The following is a 26,399-nucleotide window of genomic DNA, read 5'->3' as shown; positions in this document are numbered from 1 at the left end:
CGAGCAATTATTCTGAACCCTTACGAGGGATTATTCTGAACGCGAGCGGGGGGTTATTCTGAACGCGAGCGGGGGGTTATTCTGAACGCGAGCGGGGACGCTCGCACTGCACAACATCAATAGCTAATTTGCAAAGTCACAGAAGCATTTACCTGCTGTTCCCCTCCTATCACCGGTGTTGGAAGAGCAATATCACCAGCAGCACGAACACCACCAAAATTCTGGTACACAGGAGGCGGTGCGGAAGCACCGTTGACTTGAATGCTGAGAATTTCTCCCCGCTTGAAGTTGAGCGCGTTTAAGACTGCATCTGCTTGCGATTGAGCGTCTTGAGTTGCTTTTTTGAGTGCTTGTTTTTGAGCTTGGGCGATCGCACTTTCAGTAGCTACAAAACTCACACCTTGAATTCGGGTTGCTCCGGCGCTCACTGCATCGTCTAGCAAAGTGCCAGCAGATTGAGTATTGATACGAAAACTGACGGTATTTGTAGCAGTATACCCTATTAATAAGCGCTGTTGGTTGTTTTCGTAGCTGTAATTCGGGTTGAGGGTGATACCGGCGGTTTCGAGTTTTTCCACTTGGCGCGATCGCAGCAATTCTACCACAGCGGACGATCGCTTTGCCGCTTCCTGCTGCACCTCGGCCGCCGTTTTCCCTTGCACCTCAACCCCCAAATACACGAAAGTTTGAGTTGTCGGAATCGCTTCCACACCTCGCCCAGTAACCGTTAGCGTTCTGATCCGCTGTTCTTGAGCCTGTACCGGATCTAATCTCACAAAACTAACGAGAGTTAAGGTTAAACATAACGCTGTTAGCAGACTGCGGAAATTGATTCTAGTATTGCGTTGCAAATTTGAATTCATAAACTCGATGCTCCTCACATACAACAGATGATATACTTGACCTTCGCACTGGAATTGCTAAAGATTCAGCCTGTTACGTTTTTAGCAACTAAAAATTTTAGTCATTAGTCATTAGTCATTAGTCATTGGTGCATCTGGGTTTGGCAAATATATCTGTAGGGGCGAAGCATGACCGCAGTGAATATGAAATTATAACTAATAACTTATATGCGGTCATGCTTCGCCCTCTTCAAAACCCAGATGCACCCTTGGTCATTAGTCATTAATCATTGGTTATTAGTCATCAGTCATTATTTTTTATATGCAATCCTTAAAACAAGCTGCCCGCCAACTCAAAAAAGAGACTTACGCTGTTTATTTAGCCAGTACAGACCAAAGAGTACCTTGGTACGCCAGAGTTTTAGCAGGTGTTACAGTTGCGTATGCTTTTAGCCCGATCGACTTAATTCCCGACTTCATCCCAATTCTCGGCTACTTGGACGATTTAATAATTGTACCATTAGGAATTTGGTTGGTACTGAAGATGATTCCGCCACAGGTTTTAGCTGAGTGTCGGGAAAAAGCAGCCGCGGAAATAGAGCGAGGAAAACCGATAAATCGGACAGCCACTGCTGTAATTATTGCCATCTGGATTAGCTTGGGAATATTAGCTGCAATTTTGCTGAAACAAATATTGAAACGTTAGAATACCCGGCGGTTGAAACCGCGGCTATACAGACAAAACCCGAGCTCAGAGGGGTTGAAGAATAAGCAGTGAAAATTATCTTATTTTATTAGTCCGCGGAGGCGGACATGGTTTGTGTAGACGCGGTTTCAACCGCCGTCTTATGGCGGACATCGTTTGTATAGGATCGGTTTCAACCGTGCGTCCGATATTCATGATATTATATTGTAGGGCGATCGCGCCTGACCTTAAAAAAAACTCGCCAAAAAAACTCGCAGTATCGCATACCAACTATTATTTATCCCTTAAAAAAATCCAACAACTAACTATCCAACTATGACTCAAACTACCGATCACCTCAGCCACCTCAACCCATCCCAGCGCCAAGCAGTCGTCCATTACAACGGGCCGCTGTTAGTAGTAGCAGGCGCCGGTTCCGGGAAAACCCGAGCTCTAACTTACCGCGTAGCTAACTTAGTTCGCACCAACCGAGTCGATCCTGAAAATATTCTGGCGGTGACATTTACCAACAAAGCCGCTAGGGAGATGAAAGAAAGAATTGAGAAATTGCTGGCGACTCAGCAAGCTGAAGCGGAATATGGCAAACCTTTGGCAGATTTAGCGCCGGAAATACAGACGAAATTGCGATCGCAAATTTACCACAGAATTACCAAACAGATTTGGATGGGAACTTTCCACTCTCTGTGCGGCCGGATTCTCCGCTACGACATTGAGAAATATCAAGACGAAAAAGGCCGCCAGTGGAAGAAGAATTTTTCGATTTTTGACGAGTCAGATGCTCAAACTCTCGTCAAACAAATCGTTACCAAAGTCCTCAACCTCGATGATAAGAAATTTGACCCGCGCAAAGTCAGATATGTCATCAGCAACGCTAAAAATAAAGGTTGGTCGCCTCAAGAATTCCTCGCCGCCGAACCGGATTATAGAGGGCGCGTAATTGCCGATGTTTACAGTCGCTACCAAGATGCTTTAGCAGCTAACAACGGCTTAGATTTTGACGATTTAATTCTCGTTCCAGTTAAACTATTATCCCAAAATGAGCAAGTTTTAAATTATTGGCATAGAAAGTTTTGCCATATTTTAGTAGACGAATATCAAGATACTAACCGCACTCAATACGATTTGATTCGGATGTTAGTCACGAATAACGTTGACCCGAAACAGTTTGATAAATGGCAAAATCGCTCGATTTTTGTCGTGGGCGATGTCGATCAATCAATTTACAGTTTTCGGATGGCAGATTATACTATCTTGCTGGAATTTCAAGAGGATTTCGGCGATGGTTTGTCGGACGAGAAGACTCAGACAATGGTAAAATTAGAGGAGAATTATCGATCGCGCGAAAACATCCTCGAACTCGCCAACCACTTGATAGAACACAATACCGAACGCATTGATAAGGTTCTGCGCCCGACTCGCGAACCCGGAGCTCCGGTTGTGGTGTGGCGCGCTGACAACGAAATAGATGAAGCGCAATTTGTAGCTGGTCAAATTCAAACGCTGAAGCGCCAAAACTCCGAATACGAACACGGTAGCAACTTTGCAATTCTCTACCGCACAAACGCTCAATCTCGCTCCTTTGAAGAAGCGTTAATGTACTTAGATATTCCCTACAATATTGTCGGCGGGCTGAAGTTTTACGATCGCAAAGAAATCAAAGATATCTTAGCATACCTGCGAACGATCGCCAATCCCGACGATAGCGTCAGCCTCAAACGCATCATCAACACTCCCCGCCGCGGCATTGGCGACACCACATTTGGTAAAATCGAAGAGGCTGCAACTCAGTTGGGGATTCCGTTGTGGGAAATTCTCAGCGATGAGTCTTCTGTAAATACTCTCGCAGGGCGATCGGCAAAAGCGATCGTTAAGTTTGCCCAAATGATCGGTAATTGGCAACAAAAACTTGAAACTACGTCCGCGTCACAAATTGTCCAAGGAATTATCGAAGATTCCGGTTACATTGACGATTTGAAAAACCAAGGAACCGAAGAAGCCGAAAATCGGATCGAAAACGTTCGAGAATTGTACAATGCGGTGATCCAATTTGAAGAACAAAACGAAGAACCGACCCTCACATCATTTTTAGCAAAAGCATCTTTAGCATCCGATTTAGATGACTTGAAAGAAGACGATTCCCGCGTATCGCTGATGACGCTGCACTCAGCCAAAGGGTTAGAATTTCCCGTAGTCTTTCTCGTCGGAATGGAACAGGGTTTATTTCCCAATTTCCGCAGTTTAGATGACCCAAAGGCGATCGAAGAAGAACGCCGTTTGTGCTACGTCGGCATCACTCGCGCCCAGGAATTGCTATTTCTCACTCACACTCGCGAACGCCGCCTCTGGGGAGGATACCGCGAACACTGCACGCCTTCGCTATTTTTGGGAGAATTGCCAACACATTTGTTGGCTGGAAGTACGAAGAAAACTAAGACAGCTAAAACGGCTGCATCCCAGGGAAAAACTAATAATTCAGCAGCCCATTCTGGGAGTTCTCCATCAGAGTGGAAAGCTGGGGAACGAGTTTTTCATCATGCTTTTGGAGTTGGAGAAATTACTCACGTTTTGGGAGTAGGCGATAAAACTAATCTGGCAATTAAGTTTACAGGTTTGGGCCGTAAAATCATCGATCCGAGGACGGCGAAGTTGCAGCGAGTGTGATAGAAAATTCGTGTCGGCGGGTTGAAGAAGACCCGGCGGTTGAAACCGCGTCTATACAGGCAAAACCCGCCTCCGCGGGTTGAAGAATGGACGGTAAAAATGCGATAAAAATTACGTTTTTGTCTTCAGTCCGCGGAGGCGGACATCGTTTGTGTAGACGCGGTTTCAACCGCCGGATTTTCTAAGTAAAAAGCAGAAATCAAAACATAAACTCTTATGTCTTACAGTCAATTTACAACGATCGGCAAAGTTAAAGAAGCCTTCAATCTCACAGTAGTGGAAGGAATCAGATTTTTGCCGGAAATTGAGCCGATCGCACCTGCAACAGCCTTGCAGACCATGCTGGAGACAAATTTGCCTTGGGCGATCGCCACCAGCACCGAAAAAGCCCGTTCTGAAGCCATTATCAACCCTGTCTTGCTGGAAGTTCGCAGGATTCTCAACCAACAAATCAGCGTGTTTTCGGGTGAGGAATTCAATGTCGATGCTGCTGTTGGACTTACAGGAGTCTGCGATTTTCTGATCAGTCGTTCCCCCGAACAATTAGACATTGAAGCCCCAGCCATTGTGATGGTAGAAGCTAAAAAAGGAGATTTGAAAGTAGGTTTGGGGCAGTGTATTGCGGAAATGGTGGCGGCCCAGAGGTTTAATGAAGCGAAAGGGCGATCGATTTTAGCCATCTACGGCAGCGTTTCCAGCGGCACAGCTTGGCGATTTCTCAAGCTGGAAGGGCAAATAGTGACGATCGATCTTACCGACTATCCGCTACCTCCCGTCGATCGAATATTGGGATTTTTAGTGTGGATGGTACGCCAAAATTAGCATCATATCAAATCTGTGTTGAAAATCTGCGATCGGAGTCGGCAATTTCAACCATTACTAAACAACCAAAGTCCGAACAGAAGGGGACTCAAAAGAAATAATTCAAAGCTATCGCGTAGGAAACCTTCTGGCTTAACAGTCAAGATGCCTGTTCCACAATAAAATTTACTCTTTGTGGAACAGGCATCTTGACTGTTCATAAAAAACTTATTAAGAATCAATGATGCAACATCTCATATCTTATTCGACTACCTGAGATTCCACACGCCTGTATTTACCCGCCAAACGTTCTCGACGCTGGCGGCGGTTGTCAGCTTCAAATATAGCGATTAATTCATCCAGGTTTAGAGTCAAAGCGTCCAACTGTTGGCAGACTTCACGCATCTTGTCAACGTGTCGCTTTCTGGTTTCAGCATCGGGGATTCTAGGTTGTTGATTCATGGCAAATTCCAATCGATTTTAATTTCTCGGATAGTTGCTTCTGAGGCATCGACAGTCGCCTCTGTTTGTTCTATCGTTCTATACAGAAAGTTTAACGTATCCGCAGTCGCAGCGGGTTGAGATTCTGCCACTTGCTGCAAAAGCCTGTACAAACGATTGTAAGGGTTTCTCAACCTTTCTTTAACATTATCCAGGGATTCAAGTTCGGGGAGTGTCGCTTCTGTCTCGCCAAACTGCTGCATTAAAATATATTCTGTGGCAGTTGTCTCGTTGAGGAGTTCCACTAGCCGTCGCTGTAAACTGAAAATTGTGTTCAGGATGTCATCAGGTAGCTTTGCCATTGTCCTTGATTTTTAGGGATAACAACTTAACACAATATATCAGAATCTTTGCTTGCTCCCATTTCATTTTTAATCAAGAGCGATCGCACTCCTAATTTACCACCTTTTAACCTAACTAAAAGCATCCAGGTTACAATCTATAGCATCGATCCGTGAGGTCGCTTTCTTCAATCCTAAAATCTAATATCTAAAATTGATTCACTTCCCTGCTTCGCCAATAATGCACTTCCATAGGCAGCAGCAGTATGAACGGGCGTTTCCACAGGCACTTTCAAATAACGATGACGAATTGCACTCCAAACTGCATTTTTGGCGCCGCCGCCAGCAGTATAAACTTTTGTCAAAGGAGTCGCACCCAACTCCTGCAATAATTGATATCCCCGCGCTTCAATCCGCGCGATACTTTCTAGCAAACCGTGCAGGAATTCCACTGAATCAGTCGGACGCGGTTCGAGTTTCGGCGGCAAATTCGGGTCATTAATTGGAAAGCGATCGCCATTTTTCAACAACGGGTAATAATCCAGCAAACTCTCTTGCTCTGGATCGATTTGTGTGCTATAATTATCCAATTCAGCATCTGTAAAAAAGTGTCGCAGCACCGCACCACCCGTATTAGAAGCGCCTCCAACTAACCACAGATCCCCCCCCGCCCCCCCTTCAAAAGGGGGGGAGAATATATTAGAGAATCTGTGACTGTAAATCCCGTATCTAGAATCATCTACGCGGGTATGACTTAACAGTTTCACAGCTAAAGTTGAACCGAGAGAAGTTACTGCTTCCCCCGGTGAATTGACACCGCTTGCTAAAAATGCTGCAATGCTATCGGTTGTCCCAGCATAAACTGTACAATGACGGGGAAATCCGAAGCGATCGCCCAATTCGACTTTAATTTCCCCTACAGGCGTACCCGGTGCGACAACTTCCGGCAATTCAGGAGTTGCAGCGCCCGCAATTCCCTCGATCAGCCAATCGGGATAGCACAAAGTATCAACATCGAAACCGAGTTTTAAAGCATTGTGATAGTCGCTAATTCCCAATTTTCCGTGCAGCAAAAACGCCAACCAATCGGCTTGATGCAGGAAATAAAGCTTCTCAATAACAGGCAAGATGCCTGTTCCACAAAGACTGAATTGTGTTGTGGGGTGGGCTTCTAGCCCGCCCTCCTGCCACCAGAGGAGTTTGGCGAGGCTGGATGTGGCGCTTAAGACTGTGTGGTTGGCTGGTGCGATCGCCCGTAACCTCTCTGTCACCGCTGCACCGCGCCCATCGTTGTATAAAATCGGCTCACATACGGGTATACCTTGCGTATCGCACAGCATGACTGTGGAGGATGTGCCATCAAGGGCGATCGCGCTTACCTGATTGCGGATGGTTGCGGGGATTTGCTCAATTACAGCCGAGAGTGCATTTTGCCACACCGAGGGCAATTCCGGCTGTTGTGCGTCGGCAAAAGTGTATTCTGTTTCACAATGGATTGTACCCTGGGAGTCGATGATTGTCGATCGAGCGCCCGTAGTACCGAAATCTATTCCCAAATAAAGATTCATTTATAGCAGTTGACAGTTGACAGTTGACAGTTGACAGTTGTTGTAGGGTGTGTCGCCATTGAAAATCCCTCAACACAAATCGACAATCGAGCGAGCGACGCACCTGTGCATAGACGTAAAGTAGTTGTAGGGTGCGTCGCCCTTGAAAATCCCCCAACACAAATCGACAATCGAGCGAGCGACGCACCTGTGCCTAGACGTAAACTAAGCAAACCAAACAATTCTTTTGTAGCCAAACTTTTTCTAAATCATCTAAATATAAACGAATTTGGCTCAAGATTAACTCTCCCCTTTGCATCCATTAGCTAAGCGATCGTACTCAGCTTCTTCCGCCGCAATATCAACATTTATCTGCTCTTGATTTGCGTAGTAGTAAGCGAGTGATCCATGAACTTGGGCTAAATTTAAGTGAGAAATTTCAGCAATAATTTCTTCTGGACTCATCCCCATCTTGTACCAAACGGCGATTCGCTGAACGGTGATTCTAGTTCCTGCGATGCGGGGGCGATTTCCACAGGTTTCTGGTGTGGAAATTATCAGAGTGCCAATATCAGTTAAAGTTGGCATATATTTGAATCTGAGGTTAAAAATGTCAACTTAATTATAGCATAGGTTTATTATCATTTCAAGGCTTAGGTATGGGGGCGAGAAACCCGGTTTCTACGACTTTTGTGTTGAGTGACGATAAATATAGCAAGAAACCTGGTTTCACCAGATTATCGTGCTTCGACATATTCACATAGCGTAGTTGGTTCGGGAATGGGTAAACCTTCCTCTCGCAATCCTTCTAAGTGAAATTCGATCGCTTCTTTAATTTGCTGCTGTACTTCTGCAAGGGTTGCGCCTGTGGCTGCACATCCGGGTAAATCGGGCGCGTAAGCTGAATAGTTATTCGGTGTTTTTTCGATCAGAATGGCATAACGCATTATTCAGCCTCGACTTTAGAGTAGATTATCTTTGAGAAGTTGAGCTTTGACATCCTCTAGGCTAATGCCTTTTCCTTCTCGAAATTGCTGGCGAGACTTCCTAACTCTTTCTTTAAATAGGGGATGATTTTCTAAATCGTAATCAAAGGCATCATCTTCATCAGAAAAACCCCCGCAATACACCGATCGCCTTTCCTTCTTTCAAGATGATAATGTCTTCTGCTTCGGCAAGTTTCAGGTATTTTGAGACATCTGTTTGTAAGTCGGTCAAAGTGACTGTTTTGATTATCTATTCCTCCGTTGGTTCAGTAGTTTTTCCTTCACGCAACAGCCATTGGGCCGCTTGTGATCTAGGAACAATTACGATAATTTATACAATATTGTACCGAACGTCATAGAAAATACGAATTTCATCAACTCTCAGGCGATATTGCGGTTTATCCATCTCCCGCAAGCGTTTAATTCTGCTTTTGCTTTCTTGGCTGGGATTGTGTAGGAGATGGGTTTCAATTGCATCGATTACTTTACTGCGATCGGTTTATCTGAGACGTTTTAGGTCTTGCAAAGATTCGGTTGTAAACTCTATTTTATAGGGCATATCTAAGCTGTATGTATTTTAATTTGTATAGCCAGACGGGTTTTGGAATAGGCAATCAGGGTTTAGACACTGGCTCATAAAATATGCTTAGAGATTACAGATTAAAGCTCTCGATGCGATGCCAGCGGACATGGTGTTAAATGTCAAATAGCAGAGCCGGGTAAGGACACAGCATTGCCGATATGTGTCAACTTAACCCCAAAACCTTTGTATCTCTCGCTTTTATCCGAGGCCCGATCCCCCTAAATCCCCCTTAAGAAGGGGGACTTTGAGATCGCTCCGGTTCCCCCCTTCTTAAGGGGGAGTAGGGGGCAAGCTAAGGGGGGATCTGGCCTCGACGATAAACAGCAGTCTATGACTACGTTTGACCTTAAGTTGAGACTAATAGGCACAGCCTAAGCCCCCACTCAAAACTCCTTAAACTTTTGTCCCGCACTCAGGACAAAACTTATTACTCGAAACATTCTTCGCGCCGCAACTCGGACAATAAATCAACTCCGCAGATTCCAATTTACTCCGTTCCGGTAAACCAACCATTTGAGCATTACTCTTACCTGGAACTACCATCGGATAGCAGTTTTCGTCCCTCGTCACCTTCACGTTCATCAACACAGGGCCGTTGTGAGCGAGCATTTGCCCGATCGCACCCTCCAACTCATCCGGCCCTGAAACCAGCATCCCCTTCACGCCGTAAGCCTCAGCCAGCATCACAAAATCCGGCATCCCTACAGTCATGTTCGACGATGAATAACGCTCGCCGTAGAACGCCTGTTGCCACTGCCGCACCATCCCCTGCCAGCCGTTATTTACAATTACAACCTTGACATTAATGCCGTATTGTGCTAGTGTTCCCAGCTCTTGAATATTCATTTGGATGCTAGCGTCGCCAGCAATACAAATCACTTGCTCGTTGGGTAGCGCCATTTTCGCGCCCATCGCCGCCGGCAGCCCGAAACCCATTGTTCCCAAACCAGCGCTGGAAATCCAGCGGCGCGGCCCGTTGTTTAAGAATTGAGCCGACCACATTTGATGTTGACCGACATCCGTTGTGTAGTAAGCATCCGGCGCTTGAGTCGCCAACTCCGAAATCACCTGCTGGGGAGACAAAATATCGGGGTAGTGAGGCACAACTAACGGATAATCCTGTTTCCAGCGATCGATCCTGTGCAGCCATTCCCCAGTTTGTCCGGCAGTTCCCGAAACACCAGTTTCCCGACAGCGGCGCAGCATATCCATCAAAACTTGCCGGACATCTCCGACAATCGGCACGTCTGGGCCGCGATTTTTGCCGACTTCCGCCGGATCGATATCGATGTGAATCACCTTCGCCCGCGCGGCAAACTCGTCTAGTTTTCCCGTTACTCGATCGTCAAACCGAGCTCCGACAGCAATCAACAAATCGCACTCGGTAACGGCAAAATTAGCATAAGCAGTGCCGTGCATCCCCAGCATTTTCACAGACAGAGGATGGTTTTCATCAAATGCACCTTTGCCCATCAGCGTTGTCGTGACAGGTAATTGGAACATCTCGGCGAGTTCCTTAATTTCCTCGTGGGCCCCGGCTGCGATCGCCCCGCCGCCCACATACAGCAAAGGACGCTTCGCTTCCTTCAGCAACTCAATCGCTTGATTAATCTGCCGAGGATTTCCCTTGACTGTCGGGCGATAGCCAGGAATTCTCACCGATCCGGGTGTCACGGGGAGATAGTCAAACTCTTCTAAACCAACATCCTTGGGAACATCAATCAACACCGGGCCCGGGCGTCCCGTACTCGCGATGTGGAAAGCTTCAGCGACAATTCGCGCCATATCTCTCGGATCGCGCACTACATAGGAATGCTTGACAATTGGCAAAGTAATGCCGTAAATATCAGTTTCCTGAAACGCATCAGTGCCGATCGCCGGACGGGGCACTTGACCGGTAATAATTACCATTGGGATAGAATCCATGTGCGCCGTCGCAATCCCCGTCACCAAATTAGTTGCACCCGGCCCGGAAGTCGCGAAACAAACCCCAACTTGTCCGGTAGCGCGGGCATACCCATCGGCTGCGTGGGCTGCTCCTTGTTCGTGCCGCACCAGAATGTGTTTGATCCCGCCACTTTCTTCAGCGCGGTAGAGTTCGTCGTAAAGCGGCAGAATTGCGCCGCCGGGATAACCAAAAATATGCTTGACACCGTGGCGGATCAAGCTGTCAATCAGAGCAAATCCACCAGTTGCACGTTTAACGGCGACTTTAGTTTTTAGTTGCACAGAATTTCTTTCCTCAAACTAATTATGTTTTTTAATGAAAGCTTTTATAACACTTTAATCTCAATAATCAAACTCTGAAAATTTAACTGCTAATATTTTACAAAAAGTTTCGCGAGCGATGTGCGATCGTCGGGAAATATTGCTAGTGCGAAGTGTGGCTTCAGCCCCTCAACGTAGTATCCGTTTAAAATCCCCTCGCCTTTAGGCAGAGGGATCAGTCAAACTTTTAACTAATACGAGTGGGAAGTCCGGCACTCTATCCGCTTACAGGATGAGTGACGGGATGAAAACGAGCAGCAAACAAATTGAGCGATAGCGAATCCATGATAGGATCGAAATAAGCGGGGATGATAAGAGTAGCCGTGGTGGGCGAACTTTCCGTTGTATAAAGGCTAGACACCACCTATCAGTTTCAGACTGGTAGCCCCAAAATCCCTTTCTTGCCGTAAAAGAGCTGATGGATGGGTGAAAAAATCAACAATTCTACTCCTTGGGACACAGGGAGTCTGCCGGAAAAGATAAGTGATTATCTTGCTAGTTAGGACCACCTTCGGGTGAGTGAAACCTACGGAGGGAGGATAAGACCAGCTTAGAGATGGCTCGCGTCGAGGCTCTCCCGTTGAAAGAGGAAGCCCGCACTCTATTTGTTTACAAAATGAGTGTCGGGTATGTCACGCCTTTAAGGCTTTGCGGGTATGGTACCAAGCTGCCATGCCCATCACTGGAACTAAAAAGCCCAAACTCAGCAGCACGATCCGCAAGCCGAGGTCATCCGATCCCACGGCTTTGCTGACAGCATCCGTCAGCGGGCCGGTCAGTGCTAAAGGCAAGCTGAGAGCAATATTAATCGCATTGTTCTCCAAGCCAAAGACTTTTCCCCGCATGGATTCGGGAGTTTTTTCTTGAATCAAAGCTTGCATCGGGCCGTTAATTAAGGAAGCGCCAAAACCGAACAGAGCACTCAATCCGAATCCCAGCCAAAGCTGTCTGACAAAGGCAAACATTCCCAACACAAAACCCATCATTACGAAACCAATTAATGGCAAAGGTTTGTTGTGCATTCGATCGCCCCAGTGACCCAAAAACGCCGCGCCGAAGACCATTCCGATGCCCGCAGCAGCCAGCAAAAACCCAAATTGAGTTTCTTTGAGACCTATTTTGCCCGAAAGTGCGATCGCCAGAACTTGCAGCGCCGCAAACACCGAATACAAAATCGTCAACTGCAACATCGCGTTGCTAACCAGGCGATTGTGCTTCAAATACCGCAAACCTTCTTTGAAGTCTTGCCAAGGATGAACATTTTTGCCACTGCTACCGCCGCGATTTTCTTTAATGTGCATCAAGTAGAGCAAACCTGCTGAAATCAGGTACAACCCGCCCAGGAAAAACTCTTGAGAAGCTGGCCCGTAGCTGTGTTTGAGCCAAGTAAATATCGGTTCGCCGATCGTCATTCCGACAATTATCCCGCCCATTGTGGACGAGGCGAACAGAGCATTTGCCGACATCAGTCCCTCTCGCCCCACAGCCAGCGGGATTGCCGCCGCCTCTGCGGGAGCAAAAAATTGCGTTACGGTAGACACTAAAAACGTGAGTACCAACAACACCACAAAAGTTTTGGGCAAAAACGGCAAAGATCCAATCAACACCGCTCGGATCGCGTTGCAGCCGATCAGCATTTGCTTTTTGGAAAAGCGGTCTACCACGATACCGGCCGCCGAACCAAAGAAGATCGCCGGCAGCGTGTAGGCGATCATCACCGCTGACAGCATCGAATTTTCCGAATGCTGCCAAGAAACGGGCCAGGGTCGGTAGTCGCCTGTTTTCAGCAGAATAATCAGCAATACGTAAAAGATTTTATCCGCCACTTGGGCCAACAACTGGCCAGTCCACAAGGTGAGGAAGGGGCGATTTCTCAGTAGGGCATCAAGCCCGCTGCGGTCAGGGGGAGGGCTAGCTGGGTGCATAGGAATAGTTTAACTGACCGCTTCTGGCAATTATAGTTTTCAGCAATACGTGCAAATCTGACTTGTGCAAAGCGGAAACGGGCGAAAAATCCTGTCTCCTGTGTTCTTTTTCTGTTTTAGCAGATCGGCGACTCTGGGCTTGGGTCTTTTTCACTTTACCGCGATCGGCTCCACACGGCCACCACCGCCGGAAAATCAGGGAATGTTGTTAAATGTTGACCTGCATTATTTCATCGGGAGTACAACATAAGGTAATATATTTGACAAAATAGTTGCTGTTGGCAGTGATCTTAAAAGATGTCACGCCGATTAAGTAATATAACGAAAGCAGTAATGTTAGGAGTGAGAAACTTGAAAAAGGTTGAAGCTATTATTCGCCCGTTTAAACTTGACGAAGTGAAAATCGCACTCGTCAATGCTGGGATTGTGGGGATGACTGTTTCTGAAGTTAGAGGTTTTGGCCGTCAGAAGGGCATGACAGAACGCTATCGCGGTTCTGAGTACACTGTTGAGTTCTTGCAAAAGCTCAAGGTCGAGATTGTTGTCGAAAACGATCAGGTTGACATGGTGGTTGATAAAATTATCGCTGCTTCCCGCACGGGCGAGATTGGCGACGGCAAGATTTTCATCTCCACCGTAGAACAAATTATCCGCATTCGGACGGGAGAAAAGAACCTGGAGGCAATCTAGGATACTGGGGAATTGGGAATGGGGAATTGGGAATGGGGCATTGGGCATTGGGCATTGGGCATTGGGCATTGGGCATTGGTAATCAATCACAAATAACCAATAACTAATAACCCATAACAACTGACTTCTTCCTTCTTCCTTTTTCCCTCCGAAATTACTTGACTAATGACTTCATTTGTGGTAATAAAGCCTGGAATGCTTGACCGCGATGGGAGTGCGATCGCTTAATTTCCGGTGTCATTTCGGCAAAACTCTGTTGCTGTGCGGGTACGTAGAAAATCGGATCGTACCCGAAACCTCCCGTACCGCGAGGAGTGTGCAGGATTTCGCCGCGGCAAATTCCTTCTACTTGCAGGGCAATTGTACCGTCGGGACGGGCGATCGCGATCGCACACACAAATTGTGCACCCCGGTTCTGTTCGGTTCCCAATTCTTTGAGAAGCCGAGATATCCTGTCAGCATCGGTTTTTCCGTAGCGCGCCGAGTAAATCCCAGGTTGACCGTCGAGTGCATCTACCATTAAACCAGAATCATCGGCGATCGACCATTCACCGATCGCTTTGGCAATTTCCGAAGCTTTCAAACAAGCATTAGCGATAAAAGTCTCGCCAGTTTCTTCTATTTCCAACTCTGCCGGCTTCAGTTGCAACTCCCATCCCAAATCCTGAAGATAAACCTGCATTTCCTTAACTTTGCCAGGATTGCCCGTAGCCACAACTAGCAATTTATTATTTGTCATTATTTCTGTTAAAAATTACGGATCTATCTTAACAAAAGATTGGTGAAACGGCTGCAACAAAATTCCCAAAATCTTATCAACGTCTTGAATATAATATTCGATCTGATCGATATAAACAGTAGTTTCCTCCAAAATCAAGAATTTCCAGTTAGTACCCGTTGTCACCGCGCCGTAAATGCGATCGATCTCAGTGTCTTGATTTTGATTAAAAGATTGAGCCGCCACCATTGCTGCAACACATTGACCCAACCCGCCCATAATATCTTCTTTTTTTGCCTCAAAAATTGTTACAACCGGAGCGCTGATGAATAATTGTTCTGGAGAACCGCTCATGATATAATCGCAAAACCCTTGCAAACCTCTTTCTGGATCGACTATAAAATCTTTACCTGAGAAAAGAGAAACTCGTTTGTTTAACATTCGCCTAACTTCTGCCAAAATCGGAGCAATTAAAAATTCCGATCGAGCTTTTTGAGTTGATATGAAAGTTGCGAGTGGCACATAATCGATGAGAATTGTTGTTAATATTTCTGATGGTGTAACAGGTTCTGTGTCTGCAAATAAATTGCGCGTTTCATCTAAAGTTAATCCAAAATCTTTTTTGACTCTCGCAAGGCTGAAATCGCTGTATGCCATTTGCTTTTATACCAATTATTAAAAACTCTTACAACATTCTTCCGTAGGGTGTGGATCTCTTAAAAATCTCTGCATAAAAATCAACTGTTCGAGTGGCGACGCACCTTACACAATTGTTGAATAAACAAGCACGAACAATTATTGTGTATCAAGCTTTGTCAGGTGCGCTGCTTTAAGATTGTTTGTCTAATTTAGAGATTTTTAATGGCGGCACATCCTGCAATACTTTTGATTTATGAATAAGAAAGATTTTTTTGAACCACAGAGGCCGCAGAGAACACAGAGAAAGAGAGGTTTCATATTAATTCATCCGCGTTTATCTGCGTTTATCTGCGGTGGCAAACTCTTCTCAATTCTGTGCCCAACTCTTCGCCCAATTCAAGTTTTGCATCACCTCTTTCAAGGTCGCAGCTTCCGAATACAACCGCAACACTGGTTCAGTACCGCTAAACCGAATTAACAGCCAACTTCCGTCAGCCAAACGGAATTTATATCCGTCAACTTTGTTGCAATCTACAACTGCTTTCCCCGCTATTTCTGTGAGAGGTTGATTTTGCAGCAGCGACAGCAAACGCGCTCTTTCTGCCATGCTTGCTAGATGCAAGTCAATGCGATCGTAAGCTGAAGTAAAATTAGTTTCTGTTTGCAGTCGGCGATAGATGTCGCTCAAATCTTCCCCGGATTTGACAACGGCTTCTAGCAAGTACAGCGCCGATAGCAACGCGTCTCTTTCGGGTATGTGGGTACCGTAGCCGATTCCGCCGGATTCTTCGCCGCCGACTAGGACTTGGGTGGTTAACATTCGATCGGCAATATACTTGTAACCGATCGGCGTTTCAAACAATGGTAAGCCGTAAAGTTCGGCAATTTTGGGCATGATGTCGGAACCGCTGACGGTTTTGATGACTTCTCCGGTGAAGCCGCGCCGTTTGGCTAAGTGTTCGATTAATATAGGAACTAGGATTTGCGAACTGAGGAAGTTTCCGCTAGAGTCAACCGCAGCAATTCGATCGCTATCTCCGTCAAATACAAATCCGATCGACAAACCAGATGCTTTTCGCTGGTGAGTCCGCATGACGCGGAACAACTGCGACAGGTAGCGCGGCAAAGGTTCCGGTGCACCGCCACCAAACAGCGGATCGCGATCGCTGTTGACTTCCTGCACTGTTTCTTCTAATATTTGAGCTAATCCGCCCGCCGCTGCGCCGTGCATTACATCTACAAATACTGTGATTTTCCCGGATGCGATCGCCCCCTTAATCGCTTCAATATCCACCATTTCCCGCAAGGTTTTGCAGTAAGCCGGCCAAGGATTGAAACTTTCCAATTTTCCGGGAGTTGCTGAAAGTGCCGCCGGATTTTCGAGTTTTGCTTCTATCTGTTGCGTAACTTCGGGCGAAACTGAACCGCCAAATCCGCCCTTGACTTTTAATCCTAAATATGCACCGGGATTGTGGCTGGCTGTCAGGACGATCGCACCTAAAGCATTTAATTGTTTGGCAGCTAAACTAAAAGCCGGAGTTGGGGCGTAGGATTCGCTGAGGAGCACGTCAAATCCGGCGTTTTGGACTGCCTTAGCTGCTGCGAGGGCAAAATCTTCAGCCAGAAATCGGCGATCGTAACCGACAATTACAGTGCCGCTACTGGCATTATTGCCGCCGGTTTGTGCGAGAACTTGTGCTGCTAGGGGAGCTACCAACGCTACGCGATCGAAGGTAAAATCGTCAGCAATGATGCCGCGCCAGCCATCTGTACCGAATTTAATAGGATTCATCGTTTAGTCACAAGCCATAAGTCACTCGTCTATTTTATGAGCTTATTTGGCGATCGTCAGTCTATTTTAGATTTTAGATTTTAGATTTTAGATTTTCTTGCAGCCTTGAATCTGGCAGCTTGAACAAGACTCTAAAATTTGGGGAGCTCCTTTTAACGAGTGTACCTGGCACGGTACCGGTTTTGGGGCTGCTTAAAAGTCATCATTAGTCAGCAGTAAGCAGTCATCAACCGACAACTGACAACCGACAACCGACAGTTGACAACTGACAACTGTCAACCGACAACTGTCAACTGTCAACTGTCAACCGACAACTGACAACTGTCAACCGACAACTGTCAACTGTCAACTGTCAACTGTCAACTGTCAACTGTCAACTGTCAACTGACTAAAAGAATGCCGGTTGGTGGCGGATCAAATTCAGGAATTCTTCGCGAGTTTTTTGTTCCTCCTGAAACACGCCCAACATCGCACTCGTCACTGTCCAAGCACCGGGTTTTTGCACGCCCCGCATCGTCATGCACATATGGCTGGCTTCCATTACTACAGCCACTCCCTGTGGTTCCAATATTGTCTGAACTGCTTCGGCAATTTGGCGCGTCAAACGTTCTTGTACCTGCAATCGTCGGCTGTACATTTCGACAATTCTCGCTAGTTTGCTCAGTCCCACTACTTTTTGGTTGGGAATGTAAGCGACGTGAACTCGACCCATAAATGGCAGCATATGGTGTTCGCACATACTGAAGGCGCTGATATCTCGCACCAGTACCATTTCGTTGTGACCTTCGTCAAAGATAGCGCCGTTGAGGAGTTCTTCGAGGGATTGACTGTAACCGCTGGTGAGAAACCGCATTGCTTCTGCTACCCGCTTCGGGGTTTTGAGCAATCCTTCGCGTTCGGGATCTTCTCCTATTCCCAGCAGCATCGTCCGAACGGCTTCCATCATTTCTTCCTGACCTATTTCTGAGGTTACCGGAACGTTGGATTCTTGACCGTGGGAGGAATTGCGATCGGGTCGAGTGGCGATGCGGGGCAAGTTGTTATCGGCGGTTGCGGGCTGTTTCATGGTGTCAGTTGAGATTGAGTTTGAGCCGTTCGTACCGTTATTCGATGCAATTGTCATAAAAAGTTGGTGTGAGGATGAATCTATTTTCGATTTTCGATTTTCGATTCGGCATATACCTATCGATTTTCGATTTTCGATTGAGGGATAGAACGAGAGATTTAAAGATTGTTGAATTCGATAAAAATCCAGCTTTCTACAATCTCAAGTTCACAAAACTCCGGCGTTGGACATGAGCGTGATTTCTTCAATGACTGCACTTGTCGGTAACTGAACTGCGTGCAGGATTGATTGGGCGACGATTTCTGGAGTTAACATCGCGCTGCGATCGAAATCGGCTTGGACGCTCTCTGTGTCCCACATGGGAGTGTTGACAGAACCCGGACAGATGGCTGTGACGCGAATTCCGCCAGCCCGTTCTTCTGCGGCTAATGTCTTGGATAAAGCCATGAGACCGAATTTGCTGACGCAGTAGGCTCCCCAGTTGGGGAAGGTTTGGGTGCCTGCGATCGAGGAAACGTTGATGATGATTCCCGATCGCCGATCGCGCATTCCCGGCAAAATTCCTAAAATACACTGCCAAACGCTAGTAAGATTCAGGTCTAGAACGTTCTGCCAGTCGGCTAGGGGCGTTTCGGTCAATGAGCCGGTGTAGCCCATGCCAGCGCTGTTGACCAGGATATCTACGGGGCCGAATTGAGCTGCGATCTCGCTGATGCCGCTTTGCACTTGCTCAATTTTTGCCAAGTCTAAGGGATAAGCTTCTGCTTTCACTCCGAATTCTCGGGCTGCTGTGGCAACGGCTTCTAGGTTTTCTGACTCTCGGCTAACTAAGGCCAGATTTATGCCAACGGCAGCGAACCCTAGAGCAGTTGCTTTGCCAATACCGCTGCTGGCTCCGGTAATCAGAGCCTGCTTTGTTGTTCGATCGTTCATTAAATTTCCTGATACTTTCGCTCGGCAACTCTCTCAAGCGTTACAGCCTTCTTCGGCAAATTAGAAAGCTGTTTGCCACGGGTGAACACAGTTAATTATGAAATTAACATTAAGAACTGTTAAGCCGATGTCATCTGAAAAATTATAACACTGCTGACAGATTCGCAGAATGGTGAGTTGTGAGTTATGAGTTTGAAGTTAAGAGATTTTTAACTCATAACTAATAACTATGAATTCGTCGGCTCAAGCAACCTTTTCAGTGAACACACCGATGTCGCGGAATTTTTGATACCGGAGATCGCGTCGCTGCTGGCCGGTGAGCTGTGTCAGTTCTGCTAAGTTTTCCAACAAAGCTCCTTTGAGCATAGCCGCAGCTTTCAGGGGATTGGAGTGCGCGCCACCAACGGGTTCGGGTACTATCTGATCGAGAACGCCGAGGTTTTTCAAATCCCAGGAAGTAATTTTGAGGGCTTCGGCGGCTAAGTTGGCTTTACCGGAGTCTTTCCAGAGGATGGCCGCACAAGCTTCGGGGGTGGCTACGGTATACACGGAATGTTCTAACATTAACAGCCGCTCGCCGACGCCGATACCTAATGCGCCGCCGGAACCGCCTTCGCCGATGACAGTGCAAATAATTGGAACGTCGAGGCGAAACATTTCTCGGAGGTTGCAGGCGATCGCCTCTCCCTGTCCGAGCTGTTCGGCTTCTAAGCCAGCCCAAGCCCCCGGAGTATCGATAAAGGTGAAAATTGGCATACCGAAGCGATCGGCGTGTTCCATCAACCGCAGGGCTTTGCGGTAGCCGCCGGGAGCTGCCATCCCGAAGTTGCGGGCGATATTGTCTTTGGTGTCGCGTCCTTTTTGATGGCCGATGATGACTGTAGGGCGCCCGTCTATGCGGGCAATTCCGCCGACGAGGGCGGGGTCGTCTCCCCCGCGCCGATCGCCGTGGAGCTCGATCCACTCGTCGCTAATTGCCTGAATGTAGTCGAGGGTGCTGGGGCGGCGCGGGTGACGGGCGAGTTGCAGCCGCTGCATAGGGGACAAGCTGCTGAAAATTTCTTGTCGCAGTTGGGCGGAACGAGCTTCGAGTTTGCGAATTTCGTCGGTGACATCGACGCTGTTTTCTGCGGCGAGTTCGCGAATCTGGTGAATTCGGGTTTCGAGTTCGGCCAGAGGCTTTTCAAAATCTAGGAGTAATGGTTTGCGGTCGGGGTTTGCCACGCTGATAATTTCTATAGGGTTTTTAAGGTGAAAGTCGATCGACTGTTTCCCGATCCTACCTTGTCAGTTGACACTGAAAAAGAGGGTTCTTGGGAAGTTTTGAATTTTGAATTATGTTTTTCTTCGTAGCCAGAGTTGAAAACCTGAGGCTTGAGCCTCGTTTTTTGTTACACTATTTTTGCTTAATCCCAGAGTTTTACCAGAAAGAATTGGTTTAAAGCCGAAACCCTTGTAGGGAGAAATTAAAATCAGACTATTCATTAATCCAATCCTCTTGCTTCCAGGTAGCTGTTAACTGTCAACTGTCAACTGTCAACTGTCAACTGAACCACCCCCCCTATGCCTGCCCACAGCCACAAAAGACCTAACCCTGCTGAATTGTTCCAAAGCGCAAAAAGCGATACAAGTGCGATCGAACTCAGTCCGTCGGAAGCTTTGACAGCTATTTCAGTCTTAGCTGTTGCCGCCGACGGTGAAATATCCGAAGCCGAAAGACAAACCCTTGCCGCCAATCACATTCGCTTGTTCGGCTCTTATTCTGGCGAACACTTCCAAGAACTATTTAAGAAAGTTCTGAAATTGAGCAGTCTGTACACTCCGGCCGAAGTATTTGCCGCAGCTAAAAACGCATTGAATGCTCAGCTTCGAGAAACAGCTTTTGCAATTGCCACAGATTTGGTCTTGGTAGATGGAGTTTTCACAACCGAGGAAAAAGATTTCTTAGTTGAACTTTCCCAAGCTCTCGACATCTCCGAGACAATGGGCAAAAAAATCATCGAAGTCATGACCATCAAAAACTGCGGGGACAATTTGATCTCAGCTCAATCTCTTGAATAAGTTGAGCGATAGACCACTATATCATGTCTGGTTAAATAACCGTTAGCTGTATATTTTTGACCGATCCGCACTCTTTGTCCTGACTGCCAAAAACTTTTCTTCGAGTCGTGCGATCGAACACAATCTCAACTCTTAACTCCCTCAAAAAAAAAGTTACTGGTTATTATCAGAAAAAATTTCCTCAATAACCAATAACCCTTAATCAATCACATCAAAATGACATCAAAGGTCGGAAACCGTGCTTGACGGAAATTTCTCCGATTTGCTCCATCTTTTCTACCGTAATTTGATTCCGTCCCCAAGAAAAATTGGTGTACAACTTTTCAAATTCCAGCAGCATGGATTCGGCAAAACAGGCAAATAACTGCCGGCCCGGCACATCCATATTCACAATCTTCATAATCTTCCACTCAATATCGAGGGAATGCTCCACAATCCCGCCATTGAGTACGTAAATTTCGGGATGCTGAACCTGAGTTGCCAGATTTTTCGGATAACCACCGTCAATCAACAAACAGGGTTGCTTCAATGTCTTCGGGTCAATTTCTACTCCCTTTGGCATACTGGCTACCCAGACTACAATATCCGCTTGGGGGAGAGCTTCTTCCAAATCCATGATTTTGCCTCGTCCCAATTCCGATTGCAAATCTTGCAATCGTTCTTTGTCGCGGGCAATGAGCAACAATTCTGCTACATTAGTTTTAACATTCAGCCAGCGGCAGACAGCACTGCCAATATCTCCAGTAGCACCACAAACCGCCACAGTAGCTTTTGAAAGTTCAATCCCCAATTTGGGGGCTGCTTCTTCTACTTGGCGGCAGAGGATGTAAGCCGTGTGGGTGTTACCAGTGGTGAAGCGTTCAAACTCCAACTTTAGATTGCGGATTTGCTTAATTTGCTGCAAGTTGAAGGTTTCAAAAATGATCGAAGAAAAGCCGCCTAAAGCAGTGATATTAATCCCGTTTTTTTGAGCGTGTGCCATCGCGTTAATGATTTTGCGAGTGGCTGCTTTGATCCGGCGAGTGGCTAGCATTTCTGGTAGAAAACACGACTCCACATAGCGGCCTTCTATTTTTTGCCCGGTAATGCTAGTGACAGTGATATGATCGACTATCTGGGGCGGTGCGCTGCACCAAAAATCGAGCCCTTGATCGGCATATTCTGGATAGCCCAGCTCGTTAGCTACTGATTGGGCGTGTTCTAAGCTGGTTAAGTGACCGATTAGACCAAACATTAAGTTGTCAAATGAAGGAAGAAGAAAGATGTCAGTTGACAGTTGACAGTTGACAGTTGTTAGTTGTCAGTTATCAGTTATCAGTTGTCAGAAGTCAGAAGGGAAAATTAATTTTTTTTAATTTAGTTCCCGTTCTTTATTTCCAACTTGATTGGGGTACAAGACCTTGTAATGCAGAAGGAAGAAGGGAAAATTAAAAGGTTTTAATTTTTAATTTTTATCCCATTCCTTATTTCCAAATTGATTAGGCTGCGAGGCCTTGTGCTGACATCCGCATGATGTCGCGGTTGTTAAACCCTATGTTACCCAGGGCTTCGCCGTAGGCAATCATGAAGTCTTCAATTAAAGCATCTTTTTCCATTCCCAAAACGCTAGCATCGTCTGCGACAGCGTTTAGCAGCCTCCAGATGATGGGCAGGTTTTGGCGGTTGGCGGCTTCGAGTTCAGCTTTGGATTCTTCAAAGTGAGCTTGCAGCCAGACTTCCCCAAAGTTGAGGTGGCTGTATTCTTCTTTGACGACGCCTTCGGTGATTTTGCGTGCAAAGTCATCGGCGACGGGAATGTAGATGTTGTAGGCTGCGATCGCAAAACACTCGATAATGAGTGATTGAATCAGCAAGCAAGTTACAACCTTACCTTCGGCGGATGCCGTTTGGAAGTTGCTGTGCAAATCCGAAAAGAACTCCTTGGCAAATACCATGTCAGGCGTGACTTTGAGATTCTTGCCACAAGCTTGGAAGCCTTTCATGTGGCGGTTCTCCATCTTGGACAAGCCAATTAACTCACTTTTTTTGTCAGCCAACATTTCTGCCAGTTGCAGGTAATTGTCATGAGCTTCTTGTTCGCCTTCAATCACAATGGCGTTGATGCGGCTGTAAGCATCTTTGTAAGTTTCGGTTTGAAAGTCAATTGTTGGGCTGGCCTCAAGCTGGGGCATAGATATGTCGTCTCCTTATATAACCTTGTAGGATGTTTGGAAACCCCTTTGAATTTTGGGGTCACGTGCACTACACTTTACCTATTTTTGACTAAAAATTTACGGTTGTGTGGGAATCTGGAAGGCGATCGGGTTTGAGAGCCTCACAAGCTTATTATTTTAGGTTAATTCACAAGTTTATGGGTAAATCCTTTGACAGGTCTCAAGCGCTGGAACTGCTGAGTTTTATTTTGTTGCTGGCGGGGGCTGCGCTGGTGCTGCTGCCGCTGGCTGCTGTTTTTTGGGTTTCTTTATCACCATCTGGTGTCGGTGTCAAGGCGACAGACCTGACTTTTGCAAACTATCAGGAGGCTTGGCGACGGGGGAATTTTTTGTTGGCATTTCTTAATTCTACTCTAGTGGCGATCGCAGTTACTGCTTTTCAGGTAGTGACTTCTGCTTTAGCGGGTTATGCTTTGGCCAGGCTGAAGTTTCGCGGGCGACAGGCCCTAGTTTTGGTGGTTTTGGCGACGCTAGTGATTCCGTTTCAGCTTTTGGTGATTCCAATATTCATGGTTTTGAAGTGGGGCCATTTGCTGAATACTTACGGGGCGCTGATTTTGCCGACGGCGGTTAACGGTTTCGGAATTTTTCTGCTGCGCCAGTATTTTCTGACAATTCCGGTGGAGTTGGAGGAGGCGGCAATGCTAGATGGGGCTAACCGCTGGCAGGTGTTGTGGCAGGTGATGCTGCCTTTAGCGCGCCCTGCTTTGGTGACGCTGTTTTTGTTTACCTTTATCGGCGAGTGGAATGATTTGTTTAAACCGCTGGTGTTTACAACGCGACCAGAGTTGCGGACTGTGCAGTTGGTTTTAACCCAGTTTCAGGAACAGTTTACTAGCAGTTGGCCGTTGTTGATGGCGGCGGTGGTAATTGGGACTGTGCCGGTGGTGTTGCTGTTTTTGGCGGGCCAGCGGCAGTTTATTCGCGGGATTGCGGCGACGGGGATTAAGAATTGAGTTGGTGGGCCGAAGAAGACCGGGCGGTTGAAACCGCGTCTATACAAACAAAACCCACCTCCGTGGGTTGAAGAGTGAGCAATTAAAATTACGTTATTTTCTTTACACCCTCGCTCGGACTTCCTTTGTGTATGCGCGGTTTTAACCGCGGCCCGATCTATAATTATCCAATAAATGAAATCTATGCAGAATTTGCAAAAGCTGGGTTGGTTTTTATTTATTGCATCTTTTTTGCCCTGGCTGGCAATCTTGTTTATTGTACCATTCCTACCACTGAGCATCGCCGAAAAAACGCAAATAGATGTTGTTTTAGCTGTGCTAGCCGAAGTGTGTTTTTGGCTGAGCGTGGTAATTTTGGGAAAAGAAGTAGTTACGAAATATCGGCGTTATTTGAATCCCCGCTATCTTTGGAACAAAATCAGAAATTTTCACCGCAGATAAACAGGGATTGACGCAGACTTGGTTCGTAGTGAGGACTTTAGTCCGCATTTGGAGAGGACTAAAGTCCTCACTACGAACCCAGGTCAAGGTTGAGCTATTCGCTGATAATTTGCAAGCGAATAGAGCGCTCTCCGTCTCCAAAATCCACTTCAATCTTTTCTCCGGAAAGACTGTCCAAGCATCCCAAAAGTAAGCGCAAATTTGGTGTGCTTGCTCCTGTATCCACGTACAATCTATCTGCCAAACTTCCTAAACGCTTCCAAACAGTGTAGAGTTTGACTACAGTTTGTTCTAGCAAGGCGGCTTGTTTGACAACATCGGCGGTAGTTCCCAAACAGCCGACTCGCAAAGATTCTTCCAAAGCCATTTCCATGTCTAGGTGAGACTGGTTCAGAGCTTGGACTTGGGCGGCCGCATCGAGATATTTCGATAAATTCTTGGCGTCAGAAGTTAGCTGTTTGACTGTATCTACATCTGGATTTTCTGCTACTTCTTTTTGAATTTCGCTTTGGTGAGATGGGGAGAGTTTCTCCATTTCCTTGACTAAAGGAGCCAGATAGCGGGAAGGAAGAGAACCGCTAGATGCTTTTTCTTTGACTTCTTCTGGCAATAAATCGGAGTTCATTGCCATCCATTCGTCGGATAGTTGTTTGACTTCGCGGCGGGTAATACGATCGCCCTTTCCGGCAGCATCTGTTACCATTTGCTGTACTTCTGGAGATGCTTTGGCAGTTTCGACAAAGGCTCTTTTGCTGAAGTTTCTAATGGATTCTGGGTCTAAATCTCCTTGTTCGATGAGAGTATCGGCACTTTTAGCTAATTCGATTAAAGAATAGGCTTGACTTTTGCTGATTTCTCTTTCTTTTAGCCAATTCAAGAAGCCGGTACCGCGTCCGTCGCCGCCTTTTTTTTCTCTATCTCTGACTGTGCGGAGAATTTGTCCGCGCCAGATGTCGGTTTGTAAGTCGAAACGATCGCACACTTTCCAGGCATTGTCAACCTGATTGTCAAAATCGAAGTCTGGTATTTGTTCGTCTTCGGGATCTGGTAATTGGAAATTGATATCTGTCAAGCCTCTGAGGGCTTCGGCGAGTTCTGTGGGAGATTGGGGGACTTCAGCCATTAGGAGAAATTTGTGTAGAGCGACAGCCGGTTTAATTGGGAATTTGCACGAATTGAGATTGAAGACGCTATCTGTAGTAGTAAGGCGGCAAGGCTGACACTACTGATAGAGTTTTTGTGCAAGTTATCTCATTATTGCATGGCGGGGGGCGATCGGCGAAAAGATACTCAAAAAGACTCCGGGTACGGCCCTGATGGGACTTGATGCGAGTGCTGGCTGTGGGGGGATTGAGTTAAAGTGAATTAGGAAACTAAAGGAACTAATAAAATGCTGGAAACTACCAAACGTTAGGAGCGCTTTATCCCTTTGTTAAGCTAGAATTGAGAAAATAAGGTAAAGGAAAAGTGCCATGTCAGAACAAGACATCGCTAAGATCATTACGATCGAACCGGGAAAGCGTGGTGGTAAGCCCTGTATTCGGGGCATGAGAATTACGGTTTATGACGTGTTGGAATATCTTGCATCTGGGATGAGTTATGAAGAAATCCTAGATGATTTTCCCTATCTCACGCAACAGGATATTTTGGCTTGTTTGAGTTTTGCGGATAAACGAGAGTAAGTTATGTTCTGTAGTTTAGACTAACTAAAGATGAGAACGGTGGCCCAAGAAGAACTAGAGCCACCGTTAAGGAGAGAATGAGGGTGAAAAATAAAAACCTATCCACT

At 46.5% G+C, this 26,399-nt stretch carries 26 protein-coding genes; 8 read left to right on the top strand and 18 right to left on the bottom strand.

Annotation, left to right across the window (positions count from 1 at the left end; all coding sequences use genetic code 11):
* Positions 1-116 precede the first annotated feature (116 nt).
* Positions 117-863 (bottom strand): SIMPL domain-containing protein, encoded by a 747-nt coding sequence (locus tag JGK11_RS13175; protein ID WP_293211979.1) that lies wholly within the window; start codon positions 861-863, stop codon positions 117-119.
* 301 nt (positions 864-1,164) lie between these two features.
* Here JGK11_RS13175 and JGK11_RS13170 point away from each other — a divergent pair, with 301 nt between their 5' ends.
* From JGK11_RS13170 to JGK11_RS13160, 3 genes are all read left to right on the top strand, one after another.
* Positions 1,165-1,548, top strand: coding sequence for a YkvA family protein (locus tag JGK11_RS13170; protein ID WP_293207855.1), 384 nt, complete (start codon positions 1,165-1,167; stop codon positions 1,546-1,548).
* 315 nt (positions 1,549-1,863) lie between these two features.
* The gene (gene pcrA / locus JGK11_RS13165; protein ID WP_293182168.1) at positions 1,864-4,209 is read left to right on the top strand and encodes a DNA helicase PcrA; all 2,346 of its coding nucleotides are present in this window, start codon (positions 1,864-1,866) and stop codon (positions 4,207-4,209) included.
* Positions 4,210-4,425: 216 nt separating this feature from the next.
* Complete coding sequence (locus JGK11_RS13160) at positions 4,426-5,031, top strand: hypothetical protein (protein WP_293211977.1); 606 nt, start codon at positions 4,426-4,428, stop codon at positions 5,029-5,031.
* Positions 5,032-5,271: 240 nt separating this feature from the next.
* On the opposite strand, the gene JGK11_RS13155 is transcribed toward JGK11_RS13160, so the two are convergent.
* The 8 genes from JGK11_RS13155 to JGK11_RS13120 form a co-directional block, all read right to left on the bottom strand.
* Complete coding sequence (locus JGK11_RS13155) at positions 5,272-5,472, bottom strand: hypothetical protein (protein ID WP_265234579.1); 201 nt, start codon at positions 5,470-5,472, stop codon at positions 5,272-5,274.
* Positions 5,469-5,813, bottom strand: coding sequence for a hypothetical protein (locus tag JGK11_RS13150; protein WP_293211975.1), 345 nt, complete (start codon positions 5,811-5,813; stop codon positions 5,469-5,471). Before JGK11_RS13150 ends, JGK11_RS13155 begins: the two co-directional genes overlap by 4 nt.
* Before the next feature lie 173 nt (positions 5,814-5,986).
* Positions 5,987-7,360, bottom strand: coding sequence for an FGGY-family carbohydrate kinase (locus JGK11_RS13145; protein WP_293211973.1), 1,374 nt, complete (start codon positions 7,358-7,360; stop codon positions 5,987-5,989).
* Positions 7,361-7,639: 279 nt separating this feature from the next.
* Positions 7,640-7,927, bottom strand: coding sequence for a DUF433 domain-containing protein (locus JGK11_RS13140; RefSeq protein WP_293182158.1), 288 nt, complete (start codon positions 7,925-7,927; stop codon positions 7,640-7,642).
* A 149-nt stretch (positions 7,928-8,076) separates the two neighbouring features.
* Positions 8,077-8,286 carry a type II toxin-antitoxin system HicB family antitoxin gene (locus JGK11_RS13135; protein ID WP_293182156.1) on the bottom strand — a complete coding sequence of 70 codons (210 nt, stop codon included), beginning with the start codon at positions 8,284-8,286 and terminating at the stop codon, positions 8,077-8,079.
* Positions 8,287-8,301: 15 nt separating this feature from the next.
* On the bottom strand, positions 8,302-8,469 hold the full coding sequence (locus JGK11_RS13130) for a hypothetical protein (protein WP_293211971.1): 168 nt from the start codon (positions 8,467-8,469) through the stop codon (positions 8,302-8,304).
* An 832-nt stretch (positions 8,470-9,301) separates the two neighbouring features.
* Positions 9,302-11,137: a biosynthetic-type acetolactate synthase large subunit gene (gene ilvB, locus JGK11_RS13125; RefSeq protein WP_293211969.1), complete on the bottom strand. Its 1,836-nt coding sequence runs from the start codon at positions 11,135-11,137 to the stop codon at positions 9,302-9,304.
* Between the two features lie 671 nt (positions 11,138-11,808).
* Positions 11,809-13,101 carry an MFS transporter gene (locus JGK11_RS13120; RefSeq protein WP_293211967.1) on the bottom strand — a complete coding sequence of 431 codons (1,293 nt, stop codon included), beginning with the start codon at positions 13,099-13,101 and terminating at the stop codon, positions 11,809-11,811.
* Positions 13,102-13,452: 351 nt separating this feature from the next.
* Between JGK11_RS13120 and JGK11_RS13115 the strand changes: the two genes are divergently transcribed.
* Entirely contained in the window at positions 13,453-13,791 is a 339-nt protein-coding gene (locus tag JGK11_RS13115) for a P-II family nitrogen regulator (RefSeq protein WP_293182221.1), read from the top strand.
* 154 nt (positions 13,792-13,945) lie between these two features.
* Here JGK11_RS13115 and rdgB read toward each other — a convergent pair whose 3' ends face one another.
* The 6 genes from rdgB to accA all read right to left on the bottom strand — a co-directional run bounded on the left by rdgB (position 13,946) and on the right by accA (position 20,163).
* Complete coding sequence (gene rdgB / locus JGK11_RS13110; protein WP_293211965.1) at positions 13,946-14,530, bottom strand: RdgB/HAM1 family non-canonical purine NTP pyrophosphatase; 585 nt, start codon at positions 14,528-14,530, stop codon at positions 13,946-13,948.
* A gap of 15 nt (positions 14,531-14,545) precedes the next feature.
* Positions 14,546-15,166 (bottom strand): hypothetical protein, encoded by a 621-nt coding sequence (locus JGK11_RS13105; protein WP_293182144.1) that lies wholly within the window; start codon positions 15,164-15,166, stop codon positions 14,546-14,548.
* A gap of 349 nt (positions 15,167-15,515) precedes the next feature.
* Positions 15,516-16,940: a phosphoglucomutase/phosphomannomutase family protein gene (locus JGK11_RS13100; RefSeq protein WP_293182143.1), complete on the bottom strand. Its 1,425-nt coding sequence runs from the start codon at positions 16,938-16,940 to the stop codon at positions 15,516-15,518.
* A 388-nt stretch (positions 16,941-17,328) separates the two neighbouring features.
* Positions 17,329-18,063 carry a GTP cyclohydrolase I FolE gene (gene folE / locus JGK11_RS13095; protein WP_293182141.1) on the bottom strand — a complete coding sequence of 245 codons (735 nt, stop codon included), beginning with the start codon at positions 18,061-18,063 and terminating at the stop codon, positions 17,329-17,331.
* 150 nt (positions 18,064-18,213) lie between these two features.
* The gene (locus tag JGK11_RS13090) at positions 18,214-18,939 is read right to left on the bottom strand and encodes an SDR family oxidoreductase (protein ID WP_293182139.1); all 726 of its coding nucleotides are present in this window, start codon (positions 18,937-18,939) and stop codon (positions 18,214-18,216) included.
* 243 nt (positions 18,940-19,182) lie between these two features.
* A complete protein-coding gene (gene accA / locus JGK11_RS13085; protein ID WP_293182137.1) occupies positions 19,183-20,163 on the bottom strand; it encodes an acetyl-CoA carboxylase carboxyl transferase subunit alpha in 981 nt (326 codons plus the stop codon).
* Positions 20,164-20,502: 339 nt separating this feature from the next.
* Between accA and JGK11_RS13080 the strand changes: the two genes are divergently transcribed.
* Complete coding sequence (locus JGK11_RS13080) at positions 20,503-21,000, top strand: tellurite resistance TerB family protein (protein ID WP_293182135.1); 498 nt, start codon at positions 20,503-20,505, stop codon at positions 20,998-21,000.
* 211 nt (positions 21,001-21,211) lie between these two features.
* Here JGK11_RS13080 and JGK11_RS13075 read toward each other — a convergent pair whose 3' ends face one another.
* Both JGK11_RS13075 and JGK11_RS13070 read right to left on the bottom strand, forming a co-directional pair.
* Positions 21,212-22,234 (bottom strand): long-chain acyl-[acyl-carrier-protein] reductase, encoded by a 1,023-nt coding sequence (locus JGK11_RS13075; RefSeq protein ID WP_293132515.1) that lies wholly within the window; start codon positions 22,232-22,234, stop codon positions 21,212-21,214.
* A 244-nt stretch (positions 22,235-22,478) separates the two neighbouring features.
* Positions 22,479-23,171: an aldehyde oxygenase (deformylating) gene (locus JGK11_RS13070; protein ID WP_293182134.1), complete on the bottom strand. Its 693-nt coding sequence runs from the start codon at positions 23,169-23,171 to the stop codon at positions 22,479-22,481.
* Positions 23,172-23,350: 179 nt separating this feature from the next.
* Between JGK11_RS13070 and JGK11_RS13065 the strand changes: the two genes are divergently transcribed.
* Complete coding sequence (locus JGK11_RS13065; protein WP_293211989.1) at positions 23,351-24,169, top strand: carbohydrate ABC transporter permease; 819 nt, start codon at positions 23,351-23,353, stop codon at positions 24,167-24,169.
* A gap of 183 nt (positions 24,170-24,352) precedes the next feature.
* Positions 24,353-24,610: a transporter suffix domain-containing protein gene (locus JGK11_RS13060; protein ID WP_293182132.1), complete on the top strand. Its 258-nt coding sequence runs from the start codon at positions 24,353-24,355 to the stop codon at positions 24,608-24,610.
* Positions 24,611-24,704: 94 nt separating this feature from the next.
* Here JGK11_RS13060 and JGK11_RS13055 read toward each other — a convergent pair whose 3' ends face one another.
* Positions 24,705-25,733 (bottom strand): hypothetical protein, encoded by a 1,029-nt coding sequence (locus tag JGK11_RS13055; RefSeq protein ID WP_293142578.1) that lies wholly within the window; start codon positions 25,731-25,733, stop codon positions 24,705-24,707.
* A gap of 349 nt (positions 25,734-26,082) precedes the next feature.
* Between JGK11_RS13055 and JGK11_RS13050 the strand changes: the two genes are divergently transcribed.
* Positions 26,083-26,292 (top strand): DUF433 domain-containing protein, encoded by a 210-nt coding sequence (locus JGK11_RS13050; protein WP_293211963.1) that lies wholly within the window; start codon positions 26,083-26,085, stop codon positions 26,290-26,292.
* Positions 26,293-26,399: the final 107 nt, after the last annotated feature.

The organism is Microcoleus sp. PH2017_34_RAT_O_A (genome assembly GCF_020737885.1).
Classification (GTDB): Bacteria; Cyanobacteriota; Cyanobacteriia; order Cyanobacteriales; family Microcoleaceae; genus Microcoleus.
This window is presented reverse-complemented; position numbering and strand designations above follow the sequence as displayed.